The 12329-nt window shown below is 69.3% G+C and carries 15 protein-coding genes; 9 read left to right on the forward strand and 6 right to left on the reverse strand.

The features are described 5' to 3' along the window. The first annotated feature begins 653 nt into the window (after positions 1-653). From ACH4LD_RS39940 to ACH4LD_RS39970, 7 genes are all read left to right on the forward strand, one after another. Positions 654-1889 (forward strand): cation:proton antiporter, encoded by a 1236-nt coding sequence (locus ACH4LD_RS39940; protein WP_398059174.1) that lies wholly within the window; start codon positions 654-656, stop codon positions 1887-1889. Then, positions 1876-2334 (forward strand): CBS domain-containing protein, encoded by a 459-nt coding sequence (locus tag ACH4LD_RS39945; RefSeq protein WP_398059175.1) that lies wholly within the window; start codon positions 1876-1878, stop codon positions 2332-2334. The genes ACH4LD_RS39940 and ACH4LD_RS39945 overlap by 14 nt, the downstream gene beginning before the upstream one ends. After that, a complete protein-coding gene (locus ACH4LD_RS39950; protein ID WP_398059177.1) occupies positions 2331-3629 on the forward strand; it encodes an ArsB/NhaD family transporter in 1299 nt (432 codons plus the stop codon). The genes ACH4LD_RS39945 and ACH4LD_RS39950 overlap by 4 nt, the downstream gene beginning before the upstream one ends. Before the next feature lie 271 nt (positions 3630-3900). After that, entirely contained in the window at positions 3901-4416 is a 516-nt protein-coding gene (locus ACH4LD_RS39955) for a hypothetical protein (protein WP_398059179.1), read from the forward strand. 81 nt (positions 4417-4497) lie between these two features. Next, a complete protein-coding gene (locus tag ACH4LD_RS39960) occupies positions 4498-5931 on the forward strand; it encodes a flotillin family protein (protein WP_398059180.1) in 1434 nt (477 codons plus the stop codon). A gap of 83 nt (positions 5932-6014) precedes the next feature. After that, a complete protein-coding gene (locus ACH4LD_RS39965) occupies positions 6015-6242 on the forward strand; it encodes a hypothetical protein (RefSeq protein ID WP_398059181.1) in 228 nt (75 codons plus the stop codon). A 217-nt stretch (positions 6243-6459) separates the two neighbouring features. Beyond that, positions 6460-6960 (forward strand): CBS domain-containing protein, encoded by a 501-nt coding sequence (locus ACH4LD_RS39970; protein ID WP_398059182.1) that lies wholly within the window; start codon positions 6460-6462, stop codon positions 6958-6960. Positions 6961-7699: 739 nt separating this feature from the next. Here the strand turns inward: ACH4LD_RS39970 and ACH4LD_RS39975 are convergent. The 4 genes from ACH4LD_RS39975 to ACH4LD_RS39990 form a co-directional block, all read right to left on the reverse strand. Next, positions 7700-8542 carry a hypothetical protein gene (locus ACH4LD_RS39975; protein ID WP_398059183.1) on the reverse strand — a complete coding sequence of 281 codons (843 nt, stop codon included), beginning with the start codon at positions 8540-8542 and terminating at the stop codon, positions 7700-7702. Then, positions 8539-9330, reverse strand: coding sequence for a sigma-70 family RNA polymerase sigma factor (locus ACH4LD_RS39980; RefSeq protein ID WP_398059184.1), 792 nt, complete (start codon positions 9328-9330; stop codon positions 8539-8541). The genes ACH4LD_RS39975 and ACH4LD_RS39980 overlap by 4 nt, the downstream gene beginning before the upstream one ends. Positions 9331-9431: 101 nt before the next feature. After that, on the reverse strand, positions 9432-9656 hold the full coding sequence (locus tag ACH4LD_RS39985; protein ID WP_398059185.1) for a hypothetical protein: 225 nt from the start codon (positions 9654-9656) through the stop codon (positions 9432-9434). Positions 9657-10316: 660 nt separating this feature from the next. After that, complete coding sequence (locus tag ACH4LD_RS39990; RefSeq protein ID WP_398059186.1) at positions 10317-10991, reverse strand: HNH endonuclease family protein; 675 nt, start codon at positions 10989-10991, stop codon at positions 10317-10319. Positions 10992-11142: 151 nt separating this feature from the next. Between ACH4LD_RS39990 and ACH4LD_RS39995 the strand changes: the two genes are divergently transcribed. Beyond that, complete coding sequence (locus tag ACH4LD_RS39995; RefSeq protein ID WP_398059187.1) at positions 11143-11385, forward strand: hypothetical protein; 243 nt, start codon at positions 11143-11145, stop codon at positions 11383-11385. A 5-nt stretch (positions 11386-11390) separates the two neighbouring features. Here ACH4LD_RS39995 and ACH4LD_RS40000 read toward each other — a convergent pair whose 3' ends face one another. Next, positions 11391-11591, reverse strand: a complete 201-nt coding sequence (locus ACH4LD_RS40000; protein WP_398059188.1) for a hypothetical protein — start codon at positions 11589-11591, stop codon at positions 11391-11393. After that, positions 11588-11806 (reverse strand): hypothetical protein, encoded by a 219-nt coding sequence (locus ACH4LD_RS40005; protein WP_356345874.1) that lies wholly within the window; start codon positions 11804-11806, stop codon positions 11588-11590. Before ACH4LD_RS40005 ends, ACH4LD_RS40000 begins: the two co-directional genes overlap by 4 nt. A gap of 65 nt (positions 11807-11871) precedes the next feature. Here ACH4LD_RS40005 and ACH4LD_RS40010 point away from each other — a divergent pair, with 65 nt between their 5' ends. Continuing rightward, complete coding sequence (locus ACH4LD_RS40010; protein ID WP_398059189.1) at positions 11872-12219, forward strand: DUF6233 domain-containing protein; 348 nt, start codon at positions 11872-11874, stop codon at positions 12217-12219. Positions 12220-12329: the final 110 nt, after the last annotated feature.

Here is a 12329-nt window from a genome sequence, read left to right on the forward strand (position 1 = left end):
CCGAGTACGAACGTGACTGGTGGCGACAACAGCAAGCCACCCCACAGTCCGCCTGAAACAAGATCACCGGACTCTACGAAACTCGGGGCAGCTCAGGCCGCCTCTCGGTATGGGGCGTGTGACCTGCTGGTGCCCCTGCTCCTGGGATACCTGGTGCCCGTAGAGAAGACAGCTGATCCTTCCCACGGGTTGTGCTGTCCCGCGAACGTCTCACTCGCCCCAGAGCAGGAGCCAGAGAATGAGGGCGATCAGCATCCGCCAGACGGCGAGCGAGAAAGCGAGGCGCTACTACGGCCGGTCACCGGGCGATGTTCCTGGCCAGCGTGGAGCGAGGGCTGCGTAGGTGCAGCCTGCTGCCGCCAGGACGCCCGCGGCGGCCGTAGTCACCACGATCGTCACAGGCGGTGCTTCGACAAGGCGCGGGATTGTGTTGAGGGGCGACGGTGTAAAGGGCGAGAAGGGCCCAGCCGCGCGGGCGCATGGGCGGGCCGAGACGGTTTTCTTTCCGGCACCCGGCAGTGACCGGCATGTCAGAGTGCGCGCTGGCGGCCTGTCAGTGCCACATAAAGAACGTGTAGGGTTCCCAGCGGTGTGCCGGGAAGCCTGGTCGGCGATGTGAGGACAACTCTCTTCGTTGATCGGGGGTTCAGGTCATGGTGCTCGTTGTGGTCTTCGGGGTGGCGCTGCTCATCGCGGTGTTGCTGTCAGGGCTGGCCGCCCGGACCGTTCTGTCGACGTCCTTTCTCTTCCTGGTCGGCGGCGCGCTCGTCAGCGACGGTTTCCTTGGATTGATCCACATCACGCCGGACAGCGAGATCGTCTCCGTGACGGCCGATCTGGCGCTGTTCGCGGTGCTCTTCACCGACGGCATGCACGTCTCCTTTCCCAAGCTGCGCGCCAACTGGCGCAACCCGGCCCGCGCGCTCGGGCTCGGCATGCCGCTGGCGTTCGTCGGCATGGCGCTGATCACGCATTACCTGGTGGGCCTGGACTGGACGACGTCGTTCCTGGTGGGTGCCGTGCTGGCGCCGACCGACCCGGTGTTCGCCTCGGCGATCGTCGGGCGCAAGGAGGTCCCGGCAAAGCTGCGGCAACTGCTGAACGTGGAGAGCGGCATCAACGACGGGCTCGCTCTGCCGGTCGTGCTCGTCCTGATCGCCGCGGCCGGGCCGACCTCCGGGCACGCCGAGGCGTCGCTGGGGAAGATCGCGCTCGAGCTGGTCCTCGGGCTGGCGTTCGGTGTGGTCCTGCCGTTCGTGGTGATCGAGCTCGTGCGGTTCCGGCTGCTGGGCGCCGAGCCCAAGCTGCAGCCGCTGCTGCCGCTGGCGATCGGTGTGATCCTGTACGCGTCCTGCCACCTGACACACGCCAACCCCTACCTCGCCGCATTCTCCGCAGGCGCGGTGCTCACCGCGCGGTCCCTGGAGGCCAAGGAATCGTTCGAACCGCTCGGCGAGGAGCTGGCGGAGCTGGCGAAGTTCGCGGCGCTGCTGGTGTTCGGCGCGCTGCTGACGCCTCAGTTGTTCGGGGACCTGTCCTTCGGCGGCTACGTCGCCGTGGTCCTGGCCATCGTGCTGATCCGCCCGGCCTCTCTGCTCCTGTCCCTGGTCGGTACCCGGTTCGATGGGCGGGAGAAGCTGGTTGCGGCGTGGTTCGGGCCGAAGGGCTTCGCGTCGGTGGTGTACGGGCTGCTGGTGCTGCAGGCCGGGATCCCGCAGGGCGAGGAGGCGTTCACGCTCATCGCCGTGTGCATCGCCTTCTCGATCATCGCGCACAGCTCCACCGACGTGCCGATCGCCCGCATGTTCGACGTCGAGGACCTCGTCGGTGTGCCCGACGGCGACGAAGCACCCCGTCCTGCCAAGGAGGCCGGCCATGTTGACGCATGAACTCGCCGAGCCCTACCCGTATGTGTCCACCGAGGACGCTGCCACTGATGCGGCCCTGCTGCTGGCCGAGCACAAGCTGCCCGCATTGCTGGTCGTCGACCGCGACGACCAGCCGTACGCCGTCGTGCCCGGATCGCGGCTCGTCGGACGGCTCGTGCCCGAGTACGCGCTGCAGGATCCGGCGCCCGCGGCCGGGTTCGACGACCGGGACCTCGACGAGGTACCTGACAGGCTCGTCGGGCTCACGGTCGCGGAATGGCTGCCGCGCCGCAGGTTCCGGCCGCCGACGGTCGGCCCCGACGCCGGTGTCCTGCACATCGCAGCTCTTATGGCGCGCACGCACACCCCGCTGGTCACCGTCGTCGAGCGCGACGGCGACCAGACCTGGCTGACCGGCGCGGTGACGGACGCCCGCCTGTTGGAACGACTCATCGGAGGAACGTGAACGGCTGGCAGAGCTGGGCGGCGATCGTCGTCTTCGTCGCGACGTACGGTCTGATCATCAGCGAGAAGATCCACCGCGTGGGCGCGGCCCTCGGCGGTGCCGCGCTGATGCTCGCGATCGGCGCGACCGACGACAAGTCGGCCTTCTTCTCCGAGCACAGCGGTGTCGACTGGAACGTCATCTTCCTGCTCATGGGCATGATGATGATCGTCGGCGTGCTGAAGAAGACTGGACTGTTCGAGTACCTGGCCATCTGGGCGGTGAAGCGGGCACAGGCCAGACCGTTCCGCGTGATGGTCATGCTCATCGTGATCACGGCGGTGGCCTCGGCGCTGCTCGACAACGTCACCACGGTCCTGCTCATCGCCCCGGTCACCTTGCTGGTGTGCGAGCGCCTGGCCCTGCCCGCCGCCCCATTCCTGATCGCCGAGGTGTTCGCATCGAACATCGGCGGCATCGCGACCCTGGTCGGTGACCCGCCCAACATCATCATCGCCAGCCGGGCCGGCCTGACCTTCAACGACTTCCTGGTCCACCTCGCCCCGCTGGCCGCGCTCCTGATCGTCGTCCTCGTCGCCCTGTGCCGCCTCCTGTTCCGCAAGTCCTTCATCTACGACGAGGCGCGCGCCGAGGAGGTCATGGCACTGCAGGAGGGCGAGGCCATCAAGGACCCCCGGCTGCTCATCCAAGGGCTCGTGGTGCTCGCCCTGGTCGTCGTCGGCTTCGTGCTCCACCCAGTGCTGCACTACGAGCCCAGCGTCGTCGCCCTGCTGGGCGCGGGCCTGCTCATCGCAGTGTCCTTGGTGGAGACCGGGGACGTGCTGGGCGAGGTCGAATGGCCCACCCTCGCCTTCTTCGCCGGGCTTTTCATCATGATCGGCGGCCTGATCGAGACCGGCGTCATCGGCGAGATCTCCAAGTCCCTCGCCGACGCCATCGGAGACAACGAACTCGGCGGCTCGATGCTGCTGCTCGGCGCGTCGGCCGTGCTGTCCGGCATCGTGGACAACATCCCCTACGTCGCGACGATGGCCCCCATCACCAGCGACCTGGTGCAGTCGATGGGCGGTTCGGGCAATCACGTCATGTGGTGGGCCCTGGCCATCGGCGCGGACCTCGGCGGCAACGCCACCGCGATCGGCGCGAGCGCCAACGTGGTCGTGCTCGGCATCGCCGAACGCAACCGACAGCCCATCTCCTTCTGGCAGTTCACCAAGTACGGCCTGGTCGTCACCGCCGTCACCGTGGCGCTGTCGGCCGGGTACGTGTGGCTGCGCTACTTCGCACTCGCCTGATCCGGAAGAGACGCACGGCACGGTCATGCGCGGGTTCCCCCACACGGCTGCGCGGCGCGCCCCTCATGACCGTGTGGGACTCGCTGGCCCGCCGGCGGCCTGGCCGCGCTCCTGGGCCGTCCGGTGCTGCTCGGGACGCGGTCCGCGCAGACGCGTGCGTCAGGCATCAAAAACGCGTAAAGACTGCCGGGACCCGGCAATGACCGCAGTAGTCGGCGCGTGGGACCATCCCCGTGGCGTGGCGCGGACGACAGCGGGGAGGTGAAGTTCCGTGGCTCTGTTTCTGGGTCTCGGCATCGCGGGTGTCGTGCTGCTGGTGCTCGCGCTCGTCTTCGACGGTCTCCTTGAAGGGCTCTTCGACGGCGTCGGTGCACTGGAGGGGCTGTTCGACGGGCTGCTGTCGCTTCCGGTGATCGCCGGGTTCGTCTCGATGCTCGGCTTCGGCGGGGCGATCGTGCTCGGCACTACGGGCCTCGGAACCGGTGTGGCGGCCGTGGTGGGGGCGAGCGCGGGAGTCGGGGCTGGCTGGCTGACATGGCGCCTGAGCCGGGCTCTGATGCGGGAGGAGCCCGGCACCAGTCCGCGCGGTACGGATCTGGTGGGCACTTCCGGCTCCGTGGTCACGCCGATCCCGGCCGGCGGCTACGGCGAGGTGCTGGTGTACCTGGCGGGCCAGCCGGTGAAGTACGCGGCGAAAAGCGCCGGCCCCGTCGAGCGCGGTACCGAGGTGTGGGTCGAACAAGCCCTGTCAACCACCTCCGTGGCGGTACGCCCGGTCGACCGCTGAGTCATCGTCCGTTCGTCGCTGTTGTTGTTCATTCGTTCCGCCCCGCGAACAGGGGGCTGGGTTTCCAAGAGGGGCATTGTCATGAGTTCTGTCCTCGTCGCGGTCGTGGGAGTCGTCGTACTCCTGGTCCTGCTGGCTCTTGTCGTGGTCACGCGTTACAAGGTGGCCGGTCCCAGTGAGGCGTTCATCGTCACCGGGCGGCGCGGCAAGAAGGCCACCGATCCGGAGACCGGCCGAGTCTTCACCGACAACAGCGGGCAGAAGGTCGTAGTCGGCGGCGGCGTGTTCGTCGTGCCGTTCGTGCAGCAGAAGTTCACCCTCGACCTCTCCTCACGCCACATCCCGGTCGCGGTGCGCGGCGCCGTCACCCTGCGCGGGGTCAAGGCCCACCTCGAAGGCGTCGCCATCGTCAAGGTCGGCGGCAGCGAGGACTCCATCCGCGCCGCAGCCCAGCGGTTCCTGATGCAGCAGGACGGCATCGTCGGCTTCACCCAGGAAGTGCTCTCCGGCGCCCTGCGCGCCATCGTCGGCCGGATGTCGGTGGAGGACATCATCCGCGACCGCGCCGCATTCGCCGGGCAGGTCGCCGAGGAAGCGGAGGCCAGCCTGTCCGGGCAGGGCCTGGTCCTGGACGCCTTCCAGATCCAGGACATATCCACTGAGGGCTCTTACCTGGAGGACCTCGGCCGCCCGGAGGCCGCCCGCGCCAAGCAGGAGGCCGACATCGCCGAGGCCGTCGCCCGGCGCGCCGCCGAGCAGGCCCGGCTGAAGGCGGAGGAGGAGATCGCGATCGCGCAGCGGACCTTCGCACTCAAGCAGGCCGAGATCAAGGCCGAGACCGACGAGGCCGCCGCCCGGGCCGCTGCCGCCGGACCGCTGGCCGAGGCCGCCCGCCGCCAGGAGGTCCTCGCCGAGCAGGAGAGGGTCGCCGAACGGCAGGCCGCGCTGACCGACCGCGAACTGGACACCAAGGTCCGCAAGCCCGCCGACGCCGCCCGCTACCAGGCCGAGCAGGAAGCCGAGGCCCGCCGCATCGCCCTCGTCAAGCAGGCCGAAGCCGACGCCCAGCGCTCCCGGCTGACCGGTGAGGGCGAGAAGGCACACCGCGCCGCGCTCGCCGACGCCGTCCGTATCGAGGGCGAGGCCGAGGCCGCCGCGATCGGCGCGAAGGGAGCCGCCGAGGCCGAAGCCATGCAGAAGAAGGCCGACGCCTTCGCCCAGTACGGCGACGCCGCCGTACTGCAGATGCTCGTCGAAGTCCTGCCCCAGGTCGTCGCCAAGGCATCCGAGCCGCTCAGCGCCATCGACAAGATGACGGTCATCTCCACCGACGGCGCCTCCCAGCTCTCCCGAACGGTCGCCGACAACGTCGCCCAGGGTATGGAACTCCTCAGCTCCACCACCGGAGTCGACCTCGCCGAACTGCTGAAGGGCATGACCCAGCGGGCCGGAGGTTCGCAGCTCGCGACCACGGCGCCCGCCGAGGCCAACGGAAGGATCGAGGTCACCGGCTGACGCCAGGCGGCGTCATGGCCGCTACCAGCACAGGCACCGGTCTTCCTCCGGTGCCGGTCACCGCAAGGGTGAGGAGAACTGCCATGGCGCGCAAGCGAGTGCGAGCGGCGATCGGGGATGTCTGGATCACCTGTCAGGTCTGCCGCGGTGACCTGTTCCGGGAGCGGGAGGTGATGCTCAACAGCGTCGGCCTGGAGTTCTTCAAAATGGCGTGGGCGGACGAGACAGCGAGGGGGCTCATCTGCCAGCACTGCGGGTACGTGCATCTCTTCGTGAACAAGAACATCAAGCTCTACCGCGCCAATAAATAGCTCCCGCCGATTTTAACTGGGTTCGGCGGAGGTCCCGCCACGGTGCTCTCAGCGGTGACAGGACGCGTCACTGTCGGGCTCCGGATGAACATCGGCCGGCACCCCGCCGCCTCGGCTGGGCGGCCGCCACGTATGTTCCGCGTCGATGTCCTGGCCCCCACTCCGGCGACGTACGACCCTGGCTACAGGAACATCTCCAGTGGAAGAGGAGCCCGCCGTGCGCGCTCGTGACCTGGCGGTCGAATATGAAACGGTGAGCGTCGACAGCGACGCCATGGACGCGGCCCGGCTGATGGCCGAGCACAAGCTGCCGGGCCTGCTGGTACTGGACGAGCGGGGCGAGCCGAAGGCGATCCTGCCCGCCTCCCAGATGATCAAAGTGCTGGTGCCCGCCTACGTCATCGAGGACCCCACCCTTGCCGCCGTCGTCGACGAGAAGCACGCCGACCGGCTGTGCCAGGCGCTGGCCGGGCGCCGTGTCGGGGACTGCCTGTCCAGCAAGGCCGCCCCGCCGCCGATCGCCGACCCCGACGACACCGCGCTGGAGGTGGCCGCGCTGATGGCACAGGTACACAGCCCTCTGGTGGCGGTCGCTGAGAAGGTCAAGGCCGGACCGGGCAGCCGAGAACAAGGCGGTACGCGACTCCTGGGCGTGATCACGGCCTCGCATCTCCTGCGCGAACTGCTGGGCGCCGCAGGGGCCTTGAGCAGTACGTGAACCTGAAGTGAGCCTCGCGCGTGTGCCGGCTACTCAAAACACGGGCCTTACCCGATGTGCGGGACCCGGGCTCCGTGGAGGAGATCCGGGAGGCGTTCGGCCGCAGGTGCTTAATTCAGTACATGCCGCACGCCGGAGCGATTGAGGTCCGTGGCATCGGATGGGCGGGCTGATCAGCTGTGGCAACAGGCTCCGACCGCAGCCCTTGCCTTCAGCGCTGGCGGAGTTCCTCGGACCAGTCCCGGAGCCGGTCCTCGAGGACCAGGTTGTCGCCGCGGGCCACGGTCTGGAGAAGTTGGGCGCACACGGTCGCTTCGGCGGCGAGGCCGACGGGCTGCCCAGGACGGGGAAGGCGTCGCGGACGCGGGCGGCGGTCTGCGGCTGGAGCAGCGAGTAGGCGTAGAGCGTGGCGGCGTCGAACCCCTCCGGAGCCTGGCCCCATCCTTCCCAGTCCAAGAGCCATAAAGGCGACGCCATGAGGTTAGCCCAGTGCACATCGGAGTGGGCAGTGGTCCAGCAGAGAGGCCGTCGGCGTGGGCCAGGCCCTCGATGCACACCCCGCACCGACCGGTGCACACCCGGTGCGCACCGCGGACCGAGTTGGGCGGCGGTGGCAGGCCTGCGGCCCGCCACCGCCTGAAGGGCACCACGTGATCAACAACGGCACCGTTCCCTCAGCTCGTTGTCAGGGCAGCGATGCCGTTGTCTGTGGACAGGTACGCCCCCTCGGTTCAGTTGTTCACCGTTGCGCGGGTTCCTGAATGTGCTGAGGTACGGCAGACCTGGCTGGGGCGTTCTGGTCGGGGTCGGGGGGAAGGTCTTGGTCTGCGGAGCGTGCGGGGAGGGTGTCGGAGACGTCCGGCTTGTTCGCGGCTGCTTCGAGGAGTTGGGTGATCCGGTCGGCGAAGTCCGGTCCGGGCAGGGGGATGTCGGAGTCGGGTTCGCGCAGCCATCCCGCGGTGACGGCTGTGGAGACGTAGGCCATGAGTTCGGTGACCGCGGCGCTGCGGGGGCGGACGGTGTGTTTGGCGAGGTGGCGCAGGACGCGCAGAAGGGTGGTGGTGGAGGTGCTGGTGACGGGGTGCGTGGCGGGGTGCCACCTGGTTGTCGGCCGGCGCTCATGATGCGCGCTGCGGGCGTTGGGCTCGGGCGGTGGCTTGAGGTCGTCGGTCTGTTCGTGCCACCACTGGGCGGTTCCTTGCTCCCCCTGGGCGAGGTGGTGGAGGTAGAGGCAGTAGGCCGCGGCGGGCTGGCCCGCGCCGGCGGCGAATTGCCACCACATGCGGGCACCGTCGTCTGTGTCGGTGAGCTGCAGGATGCACGCGAGGGCCAGGGCGCTGCGGGGCTGAGGTACTTGCTCGGTGAGGAAGTCGGCGAGGGTGGTGGGCGGGGTGTGGGTGAGGACCGTCTCGCACAGGGCCTTGAGGTCCTCGGCGGCCTCATCGGAGTCAGCGTCCGTCGCGTAGGCGTAGGGACGGGCTGGTGTGGAGGCCGTCGGGGCGTAGGGGGGAACGACATCGCGGGGCACGGTGCGTTCCTTGACGAGGCAGGCCCTGGAGAGCAGGTCGTCGAAGCGTGTCATGGAGTTGCCCCTTCGTCGGTCTCTGGCGGGTAGAGGATGCTTCGCAGGAAGTGCTCGCCATGGCGCTGGCTGGAGCGCACCATGGCCGGTGACAGGCCCAGGAGTTCGGAGACGCGTTCGGTGGGCATGCGCCACAGGATGCGCAGAGCGATCACGTCGAGCTGGGTGGCGGGCAGCCGGCTCATCACCTGGAGCAGCGCCATGGTCTCGCTCAGCTGGTGGGCGCGTGCCTCGTCGTCGGTGCGGTAGGTGAGGGCGACGGTGTCGAAGGCGGTCTGGCTGAAGCAGGGCCGGCCGTCGATGTGGGGGGTGCGGGTCATGACGGTGTTGCGCAGGACCGTCCAGGCGAAGCGGCGGGTGTTGGGGCTGGCCAGGGCGTCGTTCCAGGACAGCCAGAGGATGTCGAAGGTGTCGGAGACGGCGGCTTCGCACTGGAGGTCGTCGGGGATGAAGGCCTGCGCGTACAGGAGGTAGTCCTGCTCGACGTGTTCGCACAGCGCGCGGTGGTCGATCGGGGGTGCGGCAGCGTGCGTGGTCGTCAGGGCGGCGCTGTCGGTGGAGCGGTCGACCCAGTCACGGCTCTTGTGAGCTTCCAGGGCGGCCTGCTTCCACAGCCGTTCCAACGGGACGTGGGGCAGGCCGAGGAGCGTGGCGAGGCGGGAGACGATCTCCCAGCGGGGGTAGAGCCCGGCTCCGCGCAGGAGCTCGGACAGTTTCGACTTCGCCAGGGGCACCTCAACGCTGAGGTCGCCCAGGGTGCGGCCGCTGGAGAAATACGCATCGCGCATCGGGTCAAGCCACGCGCGGTGGACGCTACCCGCGGAAGCGACGATCGGGCCGAGTTTGCGGCCCGGCCGCCCGGGAGGCGGCTGGGAAGGATCGGGCGGCATCATCGGGCGGCGTCGTCCTCTTCGTCCAGGACGGCTGCCTCGCGGGGGCCTACGGCCGGTGCCTGGGCGCGTACCGCGCGGACGATCTGCACGATGGTCAGCCCGAGCACCGGTGCCAGGGTCGCGACCGCGACCGCCTGGCCCAGCCAGGCCATGACCGTGCTCCACGCCAGGACGAGCCCGGTCACGGTCGCCGTGATGATCAGTATCTGCTTGATTCCCATAGAAATCCTCTGGGTCTAGGTCGGCCTGATGCGGCGAGGCCCCCATCCGGAAGGGACCTCAGGGCGCACCCCGGGAAGGGACGGCGGGTGCCGACCGCCGACCCGTCCGGGCTGCTGGCCAACCAGCATGTGAGGAACGGGAGTTGCACACAACGTGATCAAGGAATCACGGAACAATGACAAATACAGGGGCAGCTACCCGGTCGGTGTCGTCGGGCAAAGGAACCGCACAAATACGGCGCGTCCGGGGGGAAGTTCCCGGTTTTCCTTGCATTCGGGCCGTGAAGCCGCGTCAATGGAAACAAGGCATCCACTGGGTGTCGGCCTTCCATCCGGAAGAGCCCGCCCCCGTGCCGAGATTTTCTGGGGGCGTGCTGACTGCTCTCGCCTGGCCGCAGGTGACGGCCAGGCGAGAGCGGAGCCACCCGCAAGGGCGCTTCGACGGTAGCCCAGCCCACTGACAACGACCGCCCCTCGCGCCCCGGCCACGGCCGCACCACAGAGGCACCCAGGGGCGCACGGGTGCACGGGCGTCGACCACACACGACAACTCCCCGCACCGCGCAGCCCTCGCCCACCCTGGCAGAGGGCTGCCTGCCACCGCGGGCGCTCGCCACCGGCGCCCTCCCGTCAGCGACAGGGGGCGGGGCCGGGCGCGGGTCAGCGGGCCGGTGTGACGGTGACGGGCACGTTCGGACAGTTGTCGAGCACCTCGTTGATTGCGGCCTTCTCGTTGGTGTCGACGCTCAGGCGCCAGCGCATCTTGTCGGCCACCCAGTCGGTGACGTACTGGCAGCGGTAGCCGACGGCCGACGGCAGCCATGTGGACGGGTCCTGGTCGGCCTTGGACCGGTTCGAGGCAGCCGACACCGCGATCAGGGAGCGCTCGTCGCCAAGGTCGTTGGCGTACTCCTCCCGCTCCTGCGCGCTCCAGTCGGAGGCGCCGGAGTCCCAGGCCTCGGCGAGCGGGACCCGGTGGTCGATGTCCAGCCCGCCCGGTCCCTGGATGTAACGGTCGTCGTACGGGGAGAACCAGGCTCCCCCGCTCAGCCGGCAACTCGCGCCCTGCTCCGGGGCGACGACCGCCTCGGCCTTCAGCACCTCGGCGCGGGTGTTGCAGCCGTCCTTGTCGGCGTCGACCCAGTGCTTGAACTTCGTGCGCTCATACCCGGTGCGGTCCTCGGTCCGGACCGGCAGCTGGTCGAGGGCGTCCTGGACGGGCAGGGTGACGGCATCCCGCGGCGCGGCGACGGCCGGGGCGGCGTGCGCGGTCGCCGGGGCGAGGAGGGCGGCGAGTACGGCAGCCGCAGCGATGGTGGTGCGGGCGAGACGCACGGGCGAGATCCTCTCGAAAGATCACGGAACAGTTCGTGATCTTCGTAGCGGCTCCCGCAGGCGACCCGCCCGGCGGTCGGCAGCGGCTCTACCCGATCGGGGGGTAAGTCCGATCGTCGGCACGCGCAGCGGGCCGCTTAGGATCCGTACCGTGGCCCAGGTCCCCGATGAGCTGATCAAGCTGGAACGATCCGCCGAGGAAGAACGCGCCAAGCTCGCCGGCCTGACCGGTGAGGCGTACGACGCTCAGTGGCGCCGCTGGCGCGAGGCGTCGGAGAAGGTGCAGGCCGCCGTCACCGCGCACGCCGAGGCGTCCGGAGCCAGCCGGTACGAGCTGGAGCAAGCGGTGAAGAAGGCCGTGCGGCATGCCCAGGAAGACCCGGCCGTCGAGTAGCCGGCCTACTGCCCGTCGGGCCAGGTGGCCAGCACGTCACTGGTCTCGTCGTCGGTGAGGGCGATGCGGGCGTCCGGCATGCTGCCGTACTCGCCGACCCAGCGGCGGAACTTGTCCCGCGCTACCTCCTCACGATTCCACCAGCCGTGCTGCACCGGCCGGCCGCCGGATTCGAGCAGCAGGTGGTAGCGGCCGGCGCCGGTCATGCGAGGCGGATCCCTCGTGATCGCCCCGGCTCGCGGACGATCGCTCGTTTCGCCTCCAGTTCGCCCAGCTGGTAGTGCACGGAGGCCCGGCTGCGCATGCCGACCGCCGCGCCGATCTGCTGCATCGTCGGCGCCTCGCCGTGGTCGGCGATGTGCTGGCGGATGCAGCGCAGGATGCGCTCCTGGGTGTCGGTGAGGTAGTCGACGCGGTGCATAATTCGATTAGATCTCTTGTTCGAATTTGAGGGCAAACGAAGACACGGCAGGCCGGGAGGATCAGGTGAGCGGTGAGCAGCCGCTCTCGCGTCTGGACGCGCTGCGCTTCGCTCGGCGCGTCGTCGAGCAGCAGGCCGTCCGGCAGCTGGGGCTCATCGACCGCTGGATCGCCGAGGAGGAACGGCGGGAGGCGGAGCGGCGCCAGGGTGAGCAGATGCGGCCGGCCCCTGCGGACTGGCTGATCCAGTACGGCCTGAACCGGGACAACGTCGATGCCGTCCACGTCGGCGGGTGCTGGGCCGCGAAGAAGAGCGGCCGCTGCCGGCCGGCCACGCGCGAGCAGGTCCTCGACGCGCTCCGAGGCGGGGTGCCGCCGTGCGTGCACTGCCGACCCGACACAGCCCACGACTGAAACGAGAACGCCCCGGCCAGCGTGCCGGCCGGGGCGCACCCACAAGGGGTGTGATCGTGAAGGGCGATCGCCTACGCGGCGAAAGGCAATGCAAGGCTTCAGCCGAACGA

Origin of the sequence: Streptomyces sp. NPDC017676 (assembly GCF_044329325.1) — a bacterium.
GTDB lineage: Bacteria > Actinomycetota > Actinomycetes > Streptomycetales > Streptomycetaceae > Streptomyces.

What these genes read in the sequence shown, in the direction of transcription:
- ACH4LD_RS39940 (WP_398059174.1), top strand. Translation starts at nt 654, where the DNA reads ATGGTGCTCGTTGTGGTCTTCGGGGTGGCGCTGCTCATCGCGGTGTTG.
- ACH4LD_RS39945 (WP_398059175.1), top strand. Translation starts at nt 1,876, where the DNA reads ATGTTGACGCATGAACTCGCCGAGCCCTACCCGTATGTGTCCACCGAG.
- ACH4LD_RS39960 (WP_398059180.1), top strand. Translation starts at nt 4,498, where the DNA reads ATGAGTTCTGTCCTCGTCGCGGTCGTGGGAGTCGTCGTACTCCTGGTC.
- ACH4LD_RS39965 (WP_398059181.1), top strand. Translation starts at nt 6,015, where the DNA reads ATGGCGCGCAAGCGAGTGCGAGCGGCGATCGGGGATGTCTGGATCACC.
- ACH4LD_RS39975 (WP_398059183.1), bottom strand. Translation starts at nt 8,542, where the DNA reads ATGACACGCTTCGACGACCTGCTCTCCAGGGCCTGCCTCGTCAAGGAA.
- ACH4LD_RS39980 (WP_398059184.1), bottom strand. Translation starts at nt 9,330, where the DNA reads ATGCGCGATGCGTATTTCTCCAGCGGCCGCACCCTGGGCGACCTCAGC.
- ACH4LD_RS39985 (WP_398059185.1), bottom strand. Translation starts at nt 9,656, where the DNA reads ATGGGAATCAAGCAGATACTGATCATCACGGCGACCGTGACCGGGCTC.
- ACH4LD_RS40000 (WP_398059188.1), bottom strand. Translation starts at nt 11,591, where the DNA reads ATGACCGGCGCCGGCCGCTACCACCTGCTGCTCGAATCCGGCGGCCGG.
- ACH4LD_RS40005 (WP_356345874.1), bottom strand. Translation starts at nt 11,806, where the DNA reads ATGCACCGCGTCGACTACCTCACCGACACCCAGGAGCGCATCCTGCGC.